Source organism: Methylobacterium sp. WL12 (assembly GCF_008039475.1).
GTDB lineage: Bacteria > Pseudomonadota > Alphaproteobacteria > Rhizobiales > Beijerinckiaceae > Methylobacterium > Methylobacterium cerastii.
Map to the genome: position 1 here is coordinate 17460 of NZ_VRUW01000048.1, position 18539 is coordinate 35998.

The window sequence follows — 18539 nt, forward strand, 5'->3', positions numbered from 1 at the left end:
GGCACCCGCGGCTGCATCCGATACACGCCTGCGGCCGACACGAAAAAAACAACCGCGGGTTGTATTTTCAAACTCTCGTTAAGCATTCGCGCTCAGATTGCATGAGCCATGCAATGGGTCTCTCGCGTTGTGTTTTACGACGCGATGCAGCCTCCCGGCATGGGTCCCAGTCGGAGTGCTCCCATGTCTCGTCGCCAGAACCGCGCCTCCGCGCGTCCGTCCACGCTCGCGCAGGGTCGCGCCGCCCTTCGCCCGCACGACGTCATCGCGATTCCGATGCTGAGTGGGGTGCTTCTCCTGGGCACCTCCGGCTTGGCCCAGGCCCAGCTCCTGCGCGGAACGCTCGATACGGTGACCTCCGTGGTGAACGGAACCACCGGGAGCTTGGCGACCGTTGATGCAACGCTCGGTGGTGGTTCCCTCGCCACCGTCGGAGCGACCGTCGGTGGTGGCAGCGTCGCCAATGTCGGAGCCACCGTCGGCGGTAGCTCGGTCGCCGATGTCGGCGCAACGGTCGGCGGCGGCACCCTGGTCGACGTGGGCGCGACCGTCGGCGGAGGAACTGTCGCAAGCGTCGGGGCGACGGTCGGCGGGGGCTCCATCGCCGGCGTCGGCGTGACCATCGGCGGCGGCACTGGAACCGGCACCGGCGGCACGGGGGGCGGAACCGCCTGCAATCCATGCACCGGTGGAGCGGGCACAGGCGGTGGCACTGGCACCGGCGCTGGCGGAACCGGCGCCGGCGGGACCTACGACCCTACCCGCGTCGCGTTGTTCGAGCTGCGGCTGTCGAACGTCGAGAAGCTGCCGATCCGCGGTAACAACACCAGCTCGTTCCCGCTTCCGGCCGCAGGCGGCGCGGACGCGCTCGCGGCCGGCTATGGTGCTTCCGCCGGGGGGGGCAGCGCGACGGCGCTCGGGACGCAGGCGAACGCCGCCGGCGACGGGTCGATCGCCATCGGCCGCAGCGCCTCGGCGACACAAGCCAACGCGATCGCCATCGGCCCCGGCGCCCGGACCACCCGCGCGAACCAGGTCGCGATCGGCAACGGCTCAAATACCTATACGCTCGGCGGGATCGGGTCGGCCCAGAGCGCCGCGGCCCAGTCCGGCGAGACGCGGTTCGTCACCTCGGACACCGCAGGAAACCTCGCCACCTCGGGCTACGGCCCTAGCACGATCGCCGGCCTCGGCTCCCGCCTCGACTCGGCGGAGGGGCGGCTCGGCGGAGTCGAGGCCCGCGTCGGCACCCTCGAATCGCGCACCAACGCCCTATCGCAGTATAGCACCGAGACGCGTCGCGAGGCCCGCCAGGGCGTCGCCACCGCGCTGGCGATGCCGACCGCCTCGATGCCCTCGGCCCCCGGCCGCACCACTTGGGTGCTGAACAGCGCGACCTACCGCGGCGAGTGGGCCGGCGGCGCGGCGCTCTCTCACCGTCTGCCGACTGCGGTCCCGCTGGCGATCAACGTCGGCTACGCCTACGGCGGAGACGGCGGCCACGGGGTGCGAGCCGGTCTTGGCGGCGAATTCTGAGCGCCCGCGGCCCTGCCGTAATCAGCCCATCGCGCGCTTGATGAAGCGGTCGTCGAAAGTGGTCGCAAGGTCGATCTGCGCACTCTGCATCTCCGCGTCCAGCGTCCGCACCAGGTCGAGGACGCTGGTCATGCCCTCCTGGGTCGGGATGCCGGTGCGCGAGTAGCTTTCGAGCGACTTGCCCACCGCTTGGACGTAGAGCGCCCGGTCGCCGAACTGGTAGGTGGCGGGCACGAGGTCGGCGATCGCCTCGGGCGAGGCTGTGGCAAGCCACTTGAGCGCCTTGGCGAAAGCGTTGACCACCCGCTGCATCGCCGCCGGGTGGTGCTCGATCCAATCCTGCTTGGTGTAGACCACCGCCGCCGGGTTCGGTCCGCCGAAAAGGGCGCGGGTCCCGGCCTCGGTGCGGGTGTCGACGAGGATCTGGATGTCGCCGTCGGCCTCCAGCTTGGCGATGACCGGGTCGAGGTGGGCGATCGCGTCGATCTCGCCGCGCTTGATCGCGGCGACGGCGCCGGCCCCGCCGCCGATGCCGATGAGCGGCGCGTCGGTGGCCTTCAGCCCGGCCTTGATCATCGCGAACTGCACCGCGAGCGCCGTGGACGAGCCCGGCGCGGTCACGCCGACCTTCCGGCCCTTGAAGTCGGCGACGGACTTCACCGTGCCGGCGAGGTCCTTGCGCACGGCGATGACGATCGCCGGCAGGCGACCGAGTTCGCACACGGCGCGGACGTCCTGACCCTTGGCCTGCATGCGGATCGTGTGCTCGTAGGCCCCGGTGACGACGTCGACCGAGCCGCCGACCAGCGCCTGCAGCGAGCGGGCGCCACCGCCGAAATCGGAGATCTCGGCCTCGACGCCCTCCTCCGCGAAGTAGCCCTTCCGCTCGGCAACCGTCAGCGGCAGGTAGTAGAGCAGCGGCTTGCCGCCGACCCCGATCCGCACCTTCACGGTGTCGGCTTGCGCGTCCCTGCAAGCGGCGAGCACCGCGGCGGATCCGGCGAGGAATGAGCGGCGGTGCATCGCAAACGTCCTTTCAGTTCCGTCCCTGCGGGCCGCGCGGGCGCCAGGCCAGGAGGCGGTTCTCGGCCAGGGTGACGAGGGCGTCGATCAGGACGACGAACACGGTGAGGATCAGCATCCCGGCGAAGACGCCCGTCACGTCGAACACGCTCTCGGCCTCGTGGATCTTGTAGCCGAGCCCGGCCGACGCGCCGAGATATTCGCCGACCACCGCCCCGACCAGCGCGAAGCCCACCGCGGTGTGGAGCGAGGAGAACATCCAGGTGAGCGCCGACGGCCAGTAGACGTGGCGCAGCAGCCCGCGCTCGCTCATCCCGAGCATGCGGGCGTTGTCGCGTACCATCGGGCTGACCTCGCGCACCCCCTGGTAGACGTTGAAGAACACGATGAAAAACACCAACGTGAACCCGAGGGCCACCTTGGACCAGATGCCGAGGCCGAACCACAGAGCGAAGATCGGTGCCAGCACCACCCGCGGCAGGGCGTTGGCCGCCTTGATGTAGGGGTCGAACACCGCGGCCAGCAACGCGTTGCGCGCGAACAGGAAGCCGAAGGCGATGCCGCCCGCAGCCCCGAACGCGAAGGCCAGCACCGTCTCCTGCAGAGTGATCGCGATGTGGCCCCAGATCTCGGGCGACGTGATCTCGGTCCAGGTCCGCGCCAACACCGCGCCGGGAGTCGAGAAGAAGAACTGGATCTGCCGCGGCTGGCCGAGCACTGGGTAGACGGTGAGCACGTGCCAAATCGCGAAGCCCGCTACCCCGACGAGGATCTGGAGCGCGAGCAGGCCGAAACGGTTCACCGGCGGGTCTCCGAAGGGTGAGGCGTCATGCCGGCCCGTTCGCGTAGGCGCGCGAGACCTCGACGCGCAGGCAAGACCAGATCCGCTGGTAGAGCGCGTGGAACTGCGGGTCGAGGCGGATCTCGGCGATGTCCCTCGGCCTAGTCAGGGCGACGGGGAAGTCGCCGACGACCCGCGCCGCCGGCCCGGCCGACAGCACCACGACCCGGTCCGCCAGGCCGATCGCCTCCTCCAGGTCGTGGGTGACGAACAGCACCGCCTTGCGGTCGGCGGCCCAGAGGTCGAGCAGCAGGTTACCCATGATCTGCCGGGTCTGCGCGTCGAGCGGCCCGAACGGCTCGTCCATCAGCAGGATCTCGGGGTCGCGGATCAGCACCTGAGCGAGGGCCACGCGCTTGCGCTGCCCCCCCGAGAGCGTGTGCGGATAGCGGTCGGCGAAGGTGGCGAGGCCGACGCGCCCGAGCCACTCGCCCGCCCCTGCGCGGGCCGCGGCGCGGGGGACGCCCTTCGGCTCGAGGGCGACGGCGACGTTGTCGAGCGCGGTCTTCCACGGCATCAGCGCATCGGACTGGAAAAGGTAGCCGGCCCGGCCGTTCAGGCCTCGCAGCGGCGCGCCGAACGCCGCGACGCGGCCGGACGCGGGCTTCAGCAAGCCGGCCGCGGCGTTAAGCAGGGTCGACTTGCCGGACCCGGTCGGGCCGACGACGGCGACGAACTCCCCGGGCGCGACCGCGAGGTCGATTCCCTCCACCGCGACGTAGCGCCGGCCGCCCTTCAGGGGGAACGCGATCGCGACGTCTTCGAAGTCGAGGGCGTTCGGTCTGCCGGTGGGCGAGAAGTCTCGATCGTCCACGCTCCCCTCCCCCGGCGCCCGCGCGGGATCCGGCAGGTCATCGGGTCTCGATAGAGGGGCCTAGGCGGCAGGCCAAGGGGTTGCGCTCTGACATCACTCGCAACCTTCCATGCCCCGCAGAGGGGAAGGGAAAGCGCCTGCGCTGCGGACGCCTCCTCAGCGCGCCCCGCGGTGCAGGTCGCCGTCGATCAGCAGTGCGCTCTTGTTGTCGAGGCGCGTGCGATAGACCTGCAGATTCTCCATCACCCGCTGGACGTAGTTGCGGGTCTCGGTGAACGGGATGCGTTCGACCCAGTCGATCGCGTCCACGTCGCCCTTGCGTGGGTCGCCGTAGGCGTCGATCCACTTCTTCACGTTGCCGCCGCCGGCATTGTACGAGGCGAAGGCGAGGATGTACGAGCCGCGCCAATCCTCCATCAGCTCGCCGAGATGAGCCTGGCCGAGGCGCGCGCTGTAGATCGCGTCGGTGCCGAGCCGCTCAGGATCGTAGGCCGCAGAGACCCGGCGGGCGGTTCGCTGGGCGGTGGCCGGCATCATCTGCATCAGGCCGCGGGCGCCGACGCCGGACTGGGCGCGGGGGTCGAACTGGCTCTCCTGGCGCGCGATGGCGAACACCATCGCCTTCTCGACCAGTGGCACCGAGCCGAACGCCTCGTAGGTCGGGATGCCGATGGTGGGGTAGGCGTGGGCGTCCAGCGGCAGCCCGCGCTGGACCGCGAGCTTGCCGACGGCGACGAGGGCGCGGGCGTCCTTCATCTCGACGGCGAGGTCGCCGAGCGCCTGCACCTCGCGGGCATCCGTCAGGCGCTGCGCGGTGTCGATGTAGAGCGGCAGCGCCATCTCCTTCAGCGAAGCCGCCGCCAGCAGGCGCAGGGCACGGATGCAGAGCCGGTCGTCGAAGGCGGCGCGCGCAGGGCCGTCGAGATCGGCCGGCGCGCGGAGCGCGAGGCTTGTCTGGCCGAGCTTGGCCCGAGCGAGTTGCCCGTAATAGGCGATCGGCTGCAGCGCGGCGGTCTCATAGAATCCCTTGGCCGACTCGGCCTGCCCGAGGGCGTCCGCCGCCCGGCCCTGCCAGTAGGCGGCGCGGGCAATCGAGATCGGCGTCTCGGCGATGCCGGCGGCCAGCGCGAAGTGGCGGGCGGCGGCCTCGGGGTCGCCGCCGAAGCGCAGGGCGATCCAGCCGGCGTGGAACTCGGCCTCGATCCGCTTCTCCACCGTGCGGGCCGGGTTGGCGCTCGCCACCGCGTAGGCGGTCTTGGCGTCGCCGAGATCGATCAGCTTGCGCGCGACGATGCGGCGCTCGACCCACCACTCGTCGCCATCGACGAGCACGTCGAGGTTGCTCGGCGCGGTCGCCAGCACGGCGGCCGCCTCGGCCGGCTTGTCGGCCCGGCGCAGGAACTGGGCGCGGGACAGGATGTACGAGCTGTCGTTGCGCAGGGACGGCGGCACCGCGGCTAGCGCCGAGGCCGCTCCCGAGCTCTTGTCCTCGACGGCCCGTCGCGCCCGCACCAGGCTGGCGTAGGCGCCGCCCGCGTAGGTCGCGGCCCGGCCGGCCGCCTCCCAGTCCTCCTTCAGCAGCGCGCGCTCCATGCGGTAGCGGTGGTCGATGCGGGTGAGCACGCCGGGGAAGGCGTCGGCGACCTTGCCTTCGAGCGAACGGCCGAAGGTCTCGGAGCGCCACAGGTCGCGCACGAGGTCGGCGGCGTCCCCGTCGAGGCCGTCCGCCTTGAAGGCGAGCGCCAGGGCGAACTTGCCGGGCGCGCTCGCCGGCCGGGAGGCGCCGAAGAAGGCGCGCACCGTCGCCGGGTTCTTGCGCTCGGTGAGCAGGGCCTCCTCGGCGCGACGCCGCAGCAGCGGGCCGGCTGGCCAATCCGGGTTGGCGCGGGTGAAGGCGACGGTGCGCTCGAAGCCGATGCCCGCGCCGGCGCGGATCGCGACCCATTCGAGTAGTGCCTTGGCGGCGGGGTCCGAGAAGCCGTCGCGCAGGCGGTCGCCGTCCGCGACTTTGCCCTTGCGGTAGAAGTCGATCGCCTGGCGCAGCTGGGCGACGTCGGTGTCGCCGACCCGCGCGATCGGGCCGAGGCCCGGCACCTCCGGCACGGGGGCGGCCGGCGTCACGGTGGCGTCCGGCAGCGGGAAGGCGACCGGCGCGTCGGGATCGGCGGAAGCGTAGGCCGCAGCGCCGGGCGGAAGCGCCTGCCCGGTGGCGAGCGGCTTCGACGGGCCGGCCTCGCTCGCGGTCTTGGGATCGAGCTTGAGCGCGTCGGCGGCGACCGGGTCGGGCGCGGCCTTCGCGCCCTCCACCTGGCTCGCGGGCGCGATGGCGTCGCTGGCGGGCGGCGTCGGCTGCGAGGCGGCCGGCGCCGGCGCGGCCGGCAAGTCCGCGGAGGGCAGGCCCGCGGAGGGGGCGGCAAGCGCCACGCCCGCGGTCAGCGCGAGGCCGAGGGCGACGATCTGCGAGCGTGTGAGGGACGCCATGGATGCGGTCACTCCCTGGGACCCGGTTTCGACGGATGCCGGCAAAGGACAGCCTCGGGCCGGAGCGTTAAGAACGCATTAACCGCGTGCGCGAAGGGTTTGCGCGGGGGGGGCGGAAGCCCTATGTCTGCGCCGCCCGCAACATGGCGCCGGACCACCGGCGACTGCCGGACCGGGCGAAGTGACCGGCTGGGACGCCCGAGATGACCGAGACCACTGCGCGCCGCCTGCGGGGCTCCATGACCGCACTGGTGACGCCGTTCCGCGACGGCGCCTTCGACGAGGCGGCGTTCCGAAAGTTCGTGGCTTGGCAGATCGAGCAGGGCAGCCACGGCCTGGTCCCGACCGGCACCACCGGCGAGAGCCCGACGCTCACCCACAGCGAGCACGACCGCGTGGTCGAATCCTGCATCGACGAGGCCGGCGGCCGCGTGCCGGTGATCGCCGGCGCCGGGTCGAACTCCACGACGGAGGCGGTCGAGCGGGCGCGGCACGCGGAGAAGGCGGGCGCCGACGCGGTGCTCGTGGTCACGCCCTACTACAACAAGCCGACGCAGAACGGGCTCTACGCCCACTTCAAGGCCGTCAACGACGCGGTCGGCATCCCGATCATCATCTACAACATTCCTCCGCGCTCCGTCGTCGACATGAGCGTCGAGACGATGGCGCGCCTGTTCGAACTCAAGAACATCGCCGGGGTGAAGGACGCGACCGCCAAGATCGATCGCGTCAGCCTTCAGCGCCAGGCCATGGGCGAGGGTTTCATCCAGCTTTCAGGCGAAGATGCGACCGCGCTCGGCTACAACGCCCACGGCGGCCACGGCTGCATCTCCGTGGTCTCGAACGTGGCGCCGAGGCTCTGCGCCGACTTACAGGAGGCGACGCTGTCCGGCGACTACGCCAAGGCGCTGCAGCTACAGGACCGGCTGCTACCGCTCCAGGTCGGGCTGTTCGCCGAATCGAACCCCTCCCCGGTGAAGTATGCCCTGGAGCGTCTCGGCCACATGAGCGCCGACGTGCGCCTGCCGCTGGTTCCGGTCTCGGACGAGACCAAGGCGATCGTCGACGCGGCCCTACGCCATGCCGGCCTCCTGGCCAGCTGACGCCGCGCACCAAAGAAACCGATGGCTCCCAAACCCGAACCGAACCGCCGCATCGTCGCCGACAACCGCGCCGCACGCTTCCACTATGCGATCGAGGACACCCTGGAGGCCGGTATCTCATTGACCGGCACCGAGGTGAAATCGCTGCGCAGCGGCCGCGCGACCATCGGCGAGGCCTATGCTGGGCCATCCGGCGGCGACCTGATGCTGTTCAACGCCTACATCCCGGAATACGTCCAGGCGAGCCGCTTCAACCACGAGACCAAGCGCCCGCGGCGCCTGCTGCTGCATCGCCGCCAGATCGACAAGTGGATCGGCGCGACGCAGCGCCAGGGCTACACGGTGGTGCCCTTGAAGATCTACTTCAACGAAAAGGGCCGTGCGAAGGTCGAGCTCGGCCTCGGCAAGGGCAAGCAGGCCCACGACAAGCGCGAGGCCAGCAAGGAGCGCGACTGGCAGCGCGATCGCGCTCGGATTTTACGCGACCGGGGGTAGGTCTCGGATCGCTGCACGCAGGCCGCCACGCCGGGCAACGGGAACACGGATCGCGCCAAAACCCCAACGCACCTCCCCTCCCCCTTTGCGGAGGAGGGAAGGCGCGGATGCCTCACGCAATGTTAGAGTTCGACGGTACGCCTGAGAGTGCGAGCCGTAACGCCGCTTCTCGCACGCCTCTCCCCTTGAGTCGGAGCGACGCCATGGATCCGAACCTTGCCCTGCCCGCCGACCTCCCCGCCCCGATCGACGACGGCGCGGCGGCGCATCTGGTCGAGATGCGCCTGCCCGACGTGTCGCTGGCCGCGACCGACGGGACTCGCGTTTCGCTGGCGAAGTGCGCCGGCCGCACGGTGGTCTTCGCCTATCCGCGCACCGGGGAGCCGGGGAAGCCGAACCTCGTGCCCGACTGGGATGCGATCCCCGGTGCGCGCGGCTGCACCCCGCAGGCCTGCGGCTTTCGCGATCTGCATGAGGATCTGAAGGCCCGGGGCGTCGCGCAGGTGCACGGGCTGTCGACGCAGACGAGCGCCTACCAGCGCGAGGCGGTGGAGCGCTTGCAACTGCCATTCACGCTGCTGTCGGACGCGTCCCGCGCCTACGCCATGGCGGTGCGCCTTCCGACCCTCGAGACAGCTGGCACCATCCTGCTGCGGCGGCTCACCCTCGTCATCGACGACGGAGTCGTGACGAAGGTGTTCTACCCGGTGTTCCCGCCCGATCGCAGCGCCGCCGACGTGATCGCCTGGCTCGATGCGGAGGCCATGAAGCCCTAGTCGGCGTCGGGCGCGTCCGGCGCGCCGTTCTGGCCCTGGCGGATGCCGTAGCGGCTTTCGAGGCCGGGATTCGGGCGCGTCGGCCGCTCCGCGTTGTCGCGCATGCGGTCCCCGGCCGGGCGGACCTGACGCTCTCCCGAGTCGCGGCCGACCTTGCCGATCAGCTGGACGAGGTCGACGAATTCGTCGGCCTGACGCCGGAGGTCGTCGGAGATCATCGCCGGCTGGGTCTGGATGGTCGAGACCACCGTCACCTTCACGCCGCGACGCTGCATCGCCTCGACGAGCGACCGGAAGTCGCCGTCGCCGGAGAACAGCACCATGTGGTCGATGTAGGCGCTGAGCTCGAGCGCGTCGATCGCGAGCTCGATGTCCATGTTGCCCTTGATCTTGCGGCGGCCAAGGGAGTCGGTGAACTCCTTGGCCGGCTTGGTCACAACGCGGTAGCCGTTGTAGTCGAGCCAATCGATCAGCGGACGGATCGAGGAATATTCCTGATCCTCGACCATGGCGGTGTAGTAGAACGCCCGGATCAGGTTGTCCCGGCCCTGGAATTCCTTCAGCAGCCGCTTGTAATCGATATCGAACCCGAGAGCTTTCGTCGTGGCGTAGAGGTTGGCGCCGTCGATGAACAAGGCGCTGCGTTGTAGTGCACTCATGGCACGATCCATCTTTGAAATATCGACACAGGAAAATCGCGCCGCGTGCCGCGCCTACGATGCAGGCGAACGACACGCATCAATGTTACGGCTGCCAAATCGCACAAACGGATGAAAATCGAATTTATTTTTTTCAAAACGCAGGCGACGGTTCGCAATAGTAACCGCTCGGTATTCTTGAGGGGCGCCGACGAACGTGTCAAGCTCGGGCATAAAATCGGCCGCCCATCGCTTGTGGTAATGCAACCTCGTCGATACTTTTGAGAACAATTAAGCAACGACTGATCGACATCTATCTCCCGGCAGATCAGATTAGATCCACCGGATGCTCGGTCGTGATCAAGCCTTCGTCATCACCCGGCTTCCGGGCTTCACCGGCGGCAGCGCGGCGAGTTCCGGCGGCAGGGCGTCGGGGGGATAGGCCGGGATATCGAGGGTTACAAGCGAGACCAGGGGTAGGCCGATCTCGCCGCGGCCGCCCGATCGGTCGATCAGGCAGGCGGCCCCGACGACCTCGCCGGGCTCCGCCTGGAGCGAGGCGAGGCATTCGCGGGCGGAGAGCCCCGTCGTGACGATGTCCTCGACGATGACCGCGCGCTGGCCCGCCGGGATGCTGAAGCCGCGCCGCAGGGTGAACGGTCCGCCGGGATCGCGCTCGACGAAGATCGCCCGCGCCTCGAGGTGGCGTGCGGTCTCGTAGCCCGGCACGATACCGCCGATCGCTGGCGAGACGACGATGTCGACCTTGCCGAACCGCGCCGTGATGACGGCGGCCAGCGCCTTGCACAGGCGCTCCGTGCGCGGCGGCTCGGAGAAGATGGCCATCTTCTGCAGGAAGACCGCCGAACGCAGGCCGGAACTCAGGATGAAATGGCCTTCGAGCAGCGCGCCCGCATCGCGGAATTCCGCCAAGACTTCGTCCGGACTCATGCGCGCGTGGCTCCTGGCGGGATTGGATGCAGACGCTGCGCTTGTGGCAGCGGCGGCAGGGGGAGGCAAGCCGCTGACCGTGCAGGGTGCGGCGTCGGCGGCGCCCAGCCGAGCGGCCGCCGTCCAAAAGATCCTCCCCATCATGCCGGGGCGGCCCGAACGAACGGCAGCCCTATCCGTTCACCCGGTCCACCCGGCTCACCGTGCGCTTGCCCCTGAGTTCCGCGACGATCGCGTTGAGGTGCTGCAGGTCCCAGACCGAGAGGTCGATGACGATGTCGGTGAAGTCCTGGGTGCGGCGCTTCATCGATAGGTTGTCGATGTTCCCGTCGTGGTCGGCGATGACCTGGGCGATCTGCGCCAGCACGCCGGGCTCGTTGATCGATTGGGTGGCCAGCCGCGCCGGGAAGCGCTCGGTGGCGTCCGCCTCGATGTCCCAGCGCACGTCGAGCCAGCGCTCGGGCTCGTTGTCGAAGGCGGCCAGCGCCGCCGACTGGATCGGGTAGATCGTCACGCCGACGCCGGGCGTAAGGATGCCGACGATGCGGTCGCCGGGCACCGCACCGCCATCCGGTGCGAAGCTGACGGGCAAGTCGCCGGCCAGCCCACGGATCGGAATCGCGTCGGTGCCGTCCGCCGTGCCGCCGCCGGGGAAGGTCAGGCGCATGGTCTGGTCCTTCGTGCGGATCAGCCGGCCGGCACCGTTGACGACCGGCTGCGCGACCCCCGCCGGCCCGGTCTTCCGCTCGTCCTTGTAGTCCGGGTAGACGCCGCGCACGACGTCGCCCGAGAACATCTCGCCGCGCCCCACCGCCGCGAACACGTCCTCGACCGAAGTGCGGGCCAGGCGCGGGAGCGCGCCGCGCAGCTTGTCGTCGGAAAAGCTCTTGCCCGCCCGCTCGAAGGCACGGTCGAGGATCTGGCGGCCAAGGCCTGCATATTGCCGGCGCACCGCCGAACGGGTGGCGCGGCGGATCGCGGCGCGGGCCTTGCCGGTGACGACGAGCGATTCCCAGGCGGCCGGCGGCGCGGCCCCGTCCGAGCGCGAGATCTCGACCTCGTCGCCGTTGGCGAGCTCGTGCAGCAGCGGCGCCATCCGGCCGTTGATCTTGGCGCCCACAGCGGAGTTGCCGACATCGGTGTGCACCGCGTAGGCGAAGTCGATCGGCGTGGCGCCGCGCGGCAGGGCGATCAGGCGGCCCTTCGGCGTGAAGCAGAAGACCTGGTCCTGGAACAGCTCGAGCTTGGTGTGCTCCAGGAACTCCTCGGGGCTGTCGCCCTCGGCCAGCAGCTCGATCGTGCGGCGCAGCCACTGGTATGCGCCGCTTTCGGCGGCGAGGCGTGGGGCGACGCCGCCTTCCGACTCGCGGCCGGCGGGAAGCTTGGCGGCCTCCTTGTAGTGGGCGTGGGCGGCGATGCCGTACTCGGCGATGTCGTCCATCGTGCGGGTGCGGATCTGCAGCTCGACGCGCTGGCTCTTCGGACCGATCACCGTGGTGTGGATCGAGCGGTAGTCGTTCTGCTTCGGGGTGGAGATGTAGTCCTTGTAGCGCCCCGGCACCATCGGCCAAGTGGTGTGCACGACGCCGAGTGCGGCGTAGCAATCGTCCAGCGTCTCCACCACGACGCGGAAGCCGAACACGTCGGACAGCTGCTCGAAGGCGACGGACTTTCGCTCCATCTTCGACCAGATCGAGAACGGGCGCTTCTGCCGGCCCGTGACGGCAGCCTCGATCCCGCGGGCGGACAGCTTCGCTGTCAGGTCGCGCTCGATCGTGTCGACCAGGCTCTCGGACTTCGCCGTGAGGTCGGAGAGCCGCCGGGTGACGGTGGCGTAGATGTCGGGTTTGAGGTTGCGGAGGGACAAGTCCTCCAGCTCCTCGCGCAGCTCCTGCATGCCCATACGGCCGGCGAGCGGCGCGTAGATGTCCAGCGTCTCCTGCGCGATCCGCTCGCGCTTGTCCGCGCGCATGTGCTGGAGGGTGCGCATGTTGTGCAGGCGGTCGGCGAGCTTGACGAGCAGCACGCGCACGTCCGCCGCCACGGCGAGCAGCAGCTTGCGGAAGTTCTCGCCCTGGGCCGCGCGCTTCGAGACCATGTCGAGGCGCTTGAGCTTGGTCAGGCCGTCGACCAGCGCGCCGATCTCCGGACTGAACAGCTCGCGGATCTCGTCGAGGGTCGCCGCCGTGTCCTCGACGGTGTCGTGCAGCACGGCCGCGACGATGGTCGCGTCGTCGAGGCGCAGGTCCGTGAGGATCGCGGCGACTTCGAGCGGGTGGGCGAAGAACGGATCGCCCGACGCCCGCTTCTGCGTGCCGTGCGCACGCATGGCGTAGACGTAGGCTCGGTTGAGCAGCGCCTCGTTCGTCGCGGGGTTGTAGCGCTTCACCCGCTCGACGAGTTCGTACTGGCGCATCATCCGCCGGGAGACCCTTTCCGATCCGGTTCGAACCGAAGTCTCACGCAAGCCGCGGGCCTGCGCCAGCCCCGATCGCGTCGCAGGGCGAGATACATGAAGGCTCGCGCCAAGCAAAAGGCCCGGCGTCGCCGCCGGGCCTGATCTACGCCATCGCGTGACGGCGCCGGGGCTACTCGCCCTCGTCGTCGGTCTCGACCGGGGGCGCGAGGTTCTCGAGGCCGCGGAGCAAGTCTTCCTCGCTCATGCGGTCGAACTGCGGCGCGGAATCGTCGCTCGCGGCGGTCGGCGAGACCGCGGCGGCGGTCGGCGAGCTCGACAGCAGCGGCACGGCCTCGGCCTCCGGCTCGTCGACCTCGACGTACTTCTGCATCGAATGGATCAACTGTTCCTTGAGGTCGTCGGCGGTGATCGTCTCGTCGCCGATCTCGCGGAGCGCCACGACCGGGTTCTTGTCGCGGTCGCGGTCCACGGTAAGCGGGGCGCCGGCGGCGAGCAGGCGGGCGCGGTGGCTCGCGAGCAGGACGAGCTCGAACCGGTTCTCGACCTTCTCGATGCAATCTTCGACGGTGACGCGAGCCATGCGCAGCGGCTCCTTCCAGCGGATACGGGGGATGTCGGGCGGTGCCGGCTCATACACCGGATGCGGTTTGGCAACAAGCACAGCGGTTTGGAAGCGGACGCCCTTTACAGTCTCGCTCGGAAACAGTCAGAAACGATCGACCGGAGCGGGTCGTCGTCCGGCATGCGGGAGCACGACATGACCGATCGCCTGAGCCGGCGCCACCTCCTCGGCTGCGGCTGCCACCTCGGCGGTGCCGCTCTCGCCGCCACCGCCCTGCCCACCAGTGCCTTCGCCGCGAGCCTGTCTTCCAAGAAGACCGACATGAGCCCCGATCAGGCGCTCAAGGTGATGAAGGACGGCAACGCCAGCTATCTCACCGACTCGCCGGTGCGGGCGGCACAGGGGCGCGAGCGCCGCATCGAGATCGCCCTCGGGCAGACGCCGTTCTGTGTCCTGGTGAGCTGTTCCGATTCGCGCGTTTCGCCCGAGATCCTGTTCGGCCGCGGCCTAGGAGAGCTGTTCATCGTGCGCAACGCCGGCAACACCGCCGACACAGCCGCCACCGGCTCGATCGAGTACGCGGTCTCGCAGCTCGGCGTGCCACTGGTCCTGGTGATGGGCCACAGCCGCTGCGGAGCCGTCGAGGCGGCGGTGAGCGTGGTTCGGGACAACGCACAGTTCGCCGGCTCGATCGGGCGGATGATCGAGCCGATCGTTCCGGCCGTCCTCTCGGTTCGCGACAAGGCCGGCGATTTCGTCGAGCACGCGGTGCGCGCCAACGTGAGCCGCGTGGTCTCCCGCTTGCGCACCGCCTCCGAGCCGTCGCTGCTCGATCCGCTGAAGGCGGGCAAGCTCCGCATCGTCGGGGCCGCCTACAGTCTCGACACCGGCAACGTCGACTTCTTCGACGAGGGCTGACACCCTCGCCGGTTTGTGCGCTGCATTGTTGACACCTGCGGCGGGCGGTGCGACTGCGCCGCCCTTTCCGAGCAACGGGGTAGGCGACGGAGCGACCGTGCGGGCACTTATCTTTCCGGGCCAGGGCAGCCAGGCCGTCGGCATGGGCAAGGCGCTGGCAGAAGCCTTCCCGCAGGCGCGCGCAGTGTTTTCGGAGGTGGACGAGGCGCTGAGCCAGCCGCTCGCGCGCCTGATGTTCGAGGGTCCGATCGAGGCGCTGACGCTGACCGCCAACGCCCAGCCGGCGCTGATGGCCGCGAGCCTCGCGGCGTTGCGGGTTCTGGAGGCCGAGCGCGGTCTCGACCTCGCGCGGGATGTCGCCTTCGTCGCCGGCCACTCGCTCGGCGAGTATTCGGCGCTGGCCGCCGCCGGCAGCCTGACGATCGCCGACACCGCGCGCCTGCTGCGCATCCGCGGTGAGGCGATGCAAGCGGCCGTCGCCCCGGGCGACGGCGCCATGGCGGCGCTGATCGGCGCCGACACCGAGACCGCTGCCGCGATCGCGGCGGAGGCCGCCGATGGCGTGGTCTGCGATGTGGCCAACGACAACGGCGCCGGCCAGGTCGTGCTGTCGGGCGACAAGGCCGCGGTGGAGCGCGCCGTGGCGATCGCGCAGGCACGCGGGATCAAGCGGGCGGTGATGCTCAACGTCTCCGCGCCGTTCCATTGCCGCCTGATGCAGCCCGCCGCGGATGCCATGCGCGCGGCCCTCGACGCGGTGACGTTGCGCGCGCCCATCGTCCCCCTCTACGCCAACGTGCTCGCCGCCCCGGTCTCCGATCCGGCCGCGATTCGCCAAAACCTCGTGGCGCAGGTGACGGGCACGGTGCGCTGGCGCGAGAGCGTCGCGGCCATGGCCGCAGCAGGCGTCGACACGTTCTACGAGGTCGGCTCCGGCAAGGTGCTGTCCGGCCTCGTCAAGCGGATCGCATCGGGCGCATCCGCGACGCCGGTCGGCACGCCGGAGGATGTGGCTGCATTCCCTCGGAGCTAGGGAAGGCAGCGCGGGTCCCCTCTCGCGTTCGGGAAAGGGACAGGGTGAGGGGTCAGGTCTTTCCGGAGAGGGCATACCCCTCACCCCCAACCCTCTCCCGCAAGGGAGAGGGGGCCGGTCACGCCGACCGTGACAGGCCCCAAAACGCCGCCGATAGAAACCAACTCGACCCACAGGTGATCCCCATGTTCGACCTCACCGGGAAAAAAGCCCTCATCACCGGCGCGACCGGTGGGCTCGGCGGCGCCATCGCGCGGTCGCTGCATGCGCAGGGGGCCACGGTGGCCCTGTCGGGCACCCGCGCCGAGGCGCTGGAAGCCCTGGCCGGCGAACTCGGCGAGCGCGCCCACGTGCTGCCGACGAACCTGTCCGACACCGCCGCCGTCGAGGCGCTGGTGCCGGCGGCGGAAGCCGCGCTCGGCGGGCTCGACATCCTGGTCAACAACGCCGGCATCACCCGGGACAACATCTTCGTGCGGATGAAGGACGAGGAGTGGGACCAGGTCATCGCCGTCAACCTCACGGCCGCGTTCCGGCTGTCGCGGGCGGCGGTGCGGGGCATGATGCGCCGGCGTGCCGGGCGGATCGTCAACATCGGCTCGGTGGTCGGCACCACGGGCAACCCGGGCCAGGGCAACTACGCGGCGGCCAAGGCCGGCCTCGTCGGGCTCACCAAGGCGCTGGCGGCCGAGGTCGCCTCGCGCAACGTCACGGTGAACTGCGTCAGCCCCGGCTTCATCGCCTCGCCGATGACCGACGTTCTGAACGAGAAGCAGCGCGAGGGCATCCTCGGCCGCGTGCCCGCGGGGCGCCTCGGCGAGGGCGCAGAGGTGGCGGCCGCAGTGGTCTACCTGGCCTCGCAGGAGGCGGCCTACGTCACCGGCCAGACGCTGCACGTGAACGGCGGCATGGCGATGGTGTGACGCCATCGCGCGAGGCCCCTCCATCCTGCGGAAAACGCGGCGAAATCGGCGCGCGAACCGCACCGATGAACGCTTCGTGAACCGGGCCTCGCCAGCGTCGAAACCCTGTGTTAACACCCCGGCTGCCGTGCAGGGGGTTGACGGTTCGGCGGGTTCCGAGTCCAAGGCCAACAGGATTTCAGGACCCAGCGCGATCGGTCACCGGCCGCCAGAGACAAGTCCGGCCCGACACCAAGGGCCAACGGCGGCAACGGCGCCATTCCTTTCACCCACGTAACGTGAAGTACCGAGGACCAGCAACGATGAGCGATATCGCTGAGCGCGTGAAGAAGATCGTCGTCGAGCACCTGGGCGTCGAGCCCGAGAAGGTGGTCGAGGGCGCGAACTTCATCGACGACCTCGGTGCCGACAGCCTCGACACCGTCGAGCTCGTGATGGCGTTCGAGGAAGAGTTCAACGTCGAGATCCCCGACGACGCCGCCGAGACCATCCAGACGGTCGGCGACGCGGTGAAGTTCCTCGAGAAGAACTCGGCCGCCTGAGCGGTCGAAACATCCTTCGGGTCGACGCGGCGCGGGCGGGGTGGAAACGCCCGACGCGCCGCACTCGTTGTTGAAGCGGAACGGGTTCGGGATAGCGCGATGCGGCGGGTGGTGGTTACGGGTCTAGGGATGGTCACGCCGCTCGGCAGCGGTGTCGAGCACACCTGGAGCCGGCTGATCGCCGGCGACAGCGGCGCCGGCCCGATCACCACCTTCGAGACCTCCGACCTCGCCTGCCGCATCGCCTGCACCGTGCCCCTCGGGGACGGCGGCGACGGCACATTCAATCCCGACGCCTGGATGGAGCCGAAGGAGCAGCGCAAGGTCGACCCGTTCATCGTCTTCGCGATGGCGGCCGCCGGCCAAGCCCTCGACGATTCCGGCTGGCACCCGAAGAGCTACGAGGACCAGTGCGCCACCGGCGTGATGATCGGTTCGGGCATCGGCGGCATCGGCGGCATCTACGACGCGTCGGTCACCCTCAAGGACAAGGGCCCGCGGCGGATCTCGCCGTTCTTCATCCCCGGGCGGATCATCAACATGGCCTCGGGCCAGGTCTCGATCGCGCATGGGCTGAAAGGCCCGAACAGCGCCGTCGTCACCGCCTGCTCCACCGGCACGCACGCCATCGGCGACGCGGCTCGGCTGATCATGCTGGGCGATGCCGACGTGATGGTCGCGGGCGGCGCGGAATCGCCGGTCGACCGGTTGTCGATCGCGGGCTTCGCCGCCTGCCGCGCCCTCTCCACCGGCTTCAACGACACGCCGACCAAGGCCTCCCGCCCTTACGACAAGGCGCGTGACGGCTTCGTGATGGGCGAAGGCGCCGGCGTGGTGGTGCTCGAGGAGTACGAGCACGCCAAGGCCCGCGGCGCCAAGATCTACGCCGAGGTGGTCGGCTACGGGATGTCGGGCGACGCCTACCACATCACCTCCCCGTCCCCGGACGGCGACGGCGCCTTCCGCTGCATGACGGCCGCGGTGAAGCGCGCCGGCATCGACCCAGGTGCGATCGACTACATCAACGCCCACGGCACCTCGACGCCGATGGGCGACGAACTGGAGCTGCGCGCCGTCGAGCGCCTGCTCGGCGCCTCGGCCGCCGGCATCGCCATGTCCTCGACCAAGTCCGCCGTCGGCCACCTCCTCGGCGCGGCCGGCGCCATCGAGGCGATCTTCTCGATCCTGACCATCCGCGACGGGGTGATCCCCCCGACCCTCAACCTCGACGACCCGAGCGTCGAGACCGCCCTCGACCTCGTGCCGCACGAGGCCAAGCGGAAGCGCGTGGACATCGCGCTGTCGAACTCGTTCGGGTTTGGCGGGACGAATGCGAGCTTGGTGGTGCGGCGGGTCGCCTGAATTCATCGACGCGTCTGAGCACAGCACCGAATTGCTTACTTGAAAAGAGCCCGCGTGATGGCTGGAGCTCTAATTATTTGACCCATGAAACATCTGGGGAAATAATTATAAGATTGTTCGGC

17 protein-coding genes are annotated in these 18539 nt (G+C 69.8%); 9 read left to right on the top strand and 8 right to left on the bottom strand.

Going from position 1 to position 18539, the window contains the following annotated elements; translation table 11 throughout:
- The first annotated feature begins 183 nt into the window (after positions 1 to 183).
- Positions 184 to 1536, top strand: coding sequence for a hypothetical protein (locus tag FV226_RS28980; protein WP_147763865.1), 1353 nt, complete (start codon positions 184 to 186; stop codon positions 1534 to 1536).
- A 21-nt stretch (positions 1537 to 1557) separates the two neighbouring features.
- On the opposite strand, the gene FV226_RS17315 is transcribed toward FV226_RS28980, so the two are convergent.
- The 4 genes from FV226_RS17315 to FV226_RS17330 all read right to left on the bottom strand — a co-directional run bounded on the left by FV226_RS17315 (position 1558) and on the right by FV226_RS17330 (position 6695).
- On the bottom strand, positions 1558 to 2559 hold the full coding sequence (locus FV226_RS17315) for an ABC transporter substrate-binding protein (protein WP_147763866.1): 1002 nt from the start codon (positions 2557 to 2559) through the stop codon (positions 1558 to 1560).
- A gap of 13 nt (positions 2560 to 2572) precedes the next feature.
- Positions 2573 to 3361: an ABC transporter permease gene (locus tag FV226_RS17320; RefSeq protein WP_147763867.1), complete on the bottom strand. Its 789-nt coding sequence runs from the start codon at positions 3359 to 3361 to the stop codon at positions 2573 to 2575.
- A gap of 25 nt (positions 3362 to 3386) precedes the next feature.
- A complete protein-coding gene (locus tag FV226_RS17325) occupies positions 3387 to 4214 on the bottom strand; it encodes an ABC transporter ATP-binding protein (RefSeq protein ID WP_187278785.1) in 828 nt (275 codons plus the stop codon).
- Between the two features lie 156 nt (positions 4215 to 4370).
- On the bottom strand, positions 4371 to 6695 hold the full coding sequence (locus tag FV226_RS17330) for a lytic transglycosylase domain-containing protein (protein ID WP_147763869.1): 2325 nt from the start codon (positions 6693 to 6695) through the stop codon (positions 4371 to 4373).
- Positions 6696 to 6898: 203 nt separating this feature from the next.
- On the opposite strand from FV226_RS17330, the gene dapA reads away from it, so the two are divergent.
- The 3 genes from dapA (at position 6899) to FV226_RS17345 (ending at position 9069) form a co-directional block, all read left to right on the top strand.
- A complete protein-coding gene (dapA, locus tag FV226_RS17335; protein ID WP_147763870.1) occupies positions 6899 to 7798 on the top strand; it encodes a 4-hydroxy-tetrahydrodipicolinate synthase in 900 nt (299 codons plus the stop codon).
- Between the two features lie 21 nt (positions 7799 to 7819).
- Positions 7820 to 8293 (top strand): SsrA-binding protein SmpB, encoded by a 474-nt coding sequence (smpB, locus tag FV226_RS17340; protein ID WP_147753492.1) that lies wholly within the window; start codon positions 7820 to 7822, stop codon positions 8291 to 8293.
- 203 nt (positions 8294 to 8496) lie between these two features.
- Positions 8497 to 9069 carry a peroxiredoxin gene (locus tag FV226_RS17345; protein WP_147763871.1) on the top strand — a complete coding sequence of 191 codons (573 nt, stop codon included), beginning with the start codon at positions 8497 to 8499 and terminating at the stop codon, positions 9067 to 9069.
- Here FV226_RS17345 and FV226_RS17350 read toward each other — a convergent pair.
- From FV226_RS17350 to rpoZ, 4 genes are all read right to left on the bottom strand, one after another.
- Entirely contained in the window at positions 9066 to 9728 is a 663-nt protein-coding gene (locus FV226_RS17350; protein ID WP_147753490.1) for an NYN domain-containing protein, read from the bottom strand. The genes FV226_RS17345 and FV226_RS17350 overlap by 4 nt on opposite strands.
- A gap of 339 nt (positions 9729 to 10067) precedes the next feature.
- A complete protein-coding gene (gene pyrE / locus FV226_RS17355) occupies positions 10068 to 10658 on the bottom strand; it encodes an orotate phosphoribosyltransferase (protein ID WP_147763872.1) in 591 nt (196 codons plus the stop codon).
- A 172-nt stretch (positions 10659 to 10830) separates the two neighbouring features.
- On the bottom strand, positions 10831 to 13077 hold the full coding sequence (locus FV226_RS17360) for a bifunctional (p)ppGpp synthetase/guanosine-3',5'-bis(diphosphate) 3'-pyrophosphohydrolase (protein WP_147763873.1): 2247 nt from the start codon (positions 13075 to 13077) through the stop codon (positions 10831 to 10833).
- Positions 13078 to 13246: 169 nt separating this feature from the next.
- Positions 13247 to 13657 (bottom strand): DNA-directed RNA polymerase subunit omega, encoded by a 411-nt coding sequence (gene rpoZ, locus FV226_RS17365; RefSeq protein ID WP_147727742.1) that lies wholly within the window; start codon positions 13655 to 13657, stop codon positions 13247 to 13249.
- Positions 13658 to 13834: 177 nt separating this feature from the next.
- Here rpoZ and FV226_RS17370 point away from each other — a divergent pair, with 177 nt between their 5' ends.
- The 5 genes from FV226_RS17370 (at position 13835) to fabF (ending at position 18417) form a co-directional block, all read left to right on the top strand.
- Positions 13835 to 14557 (top strand): carbonic anhydrase, encoded by a 723-nt coding sequence (locus tag FV226_RS17370; RefSeq protein ID WP_147763874.1) that lies wholly within the window; start codon positions 13835 to 13837, stop codon positions 14555 to 14557.
- A gap of 97 nt (positions 14558 to 14654) precedes the next feature.
- On the top strand, positions 14655 to 15590 hold the full coding sequence (fabD, locus tag FV226_RS17375; RefSeq protein WP_147763875.1) for an ACP S-malonyltransferase: 936 nt from the start codon (positions 14655 to 14657) through the stop codon (positions 15588 to 15590).
- 185 nt (positions 15591 to 15775) lie between these two features.
- A complete protein-coding gene (gene fabG / locus FV226_RS17380) occupies positions 15776 to 16513 on the top strand; it encodes a 3-oxoacyl-[acyl-carrier-protein] reductase (RefSeq protein ID WP_147763879.1) in 738 nt (245 codons plus the stop codon).
- A gap of 302 nt (positions 16514 to 16815) precedes the next feature.
- Positions 16816 to 17055, top strand: a complete 240-nt coding sequence (locus FV226_RS17385; RefSeq protein ID WP_066926221.1) for an acyl carrier protein — start codon at positions 16816 to 16818, stop codon at positions 17053 to 17055.
- A 99-nt stretch (positions 17056 to 17154) separates the two neighbouring features.
- Positions 17155 to 18417, top strand: a complete 1263-nt coding sequence (gene fabF, locus FV226_RS17390) for a beta-ketoacyl-ACP synthase II (protein ID WP_147763876.1) — start codon at positions 17155 to 17157, stop codon at positions 18415 to 18417.
- Positions 18418 to 18539: the final 122 nt, after the last annotated feature.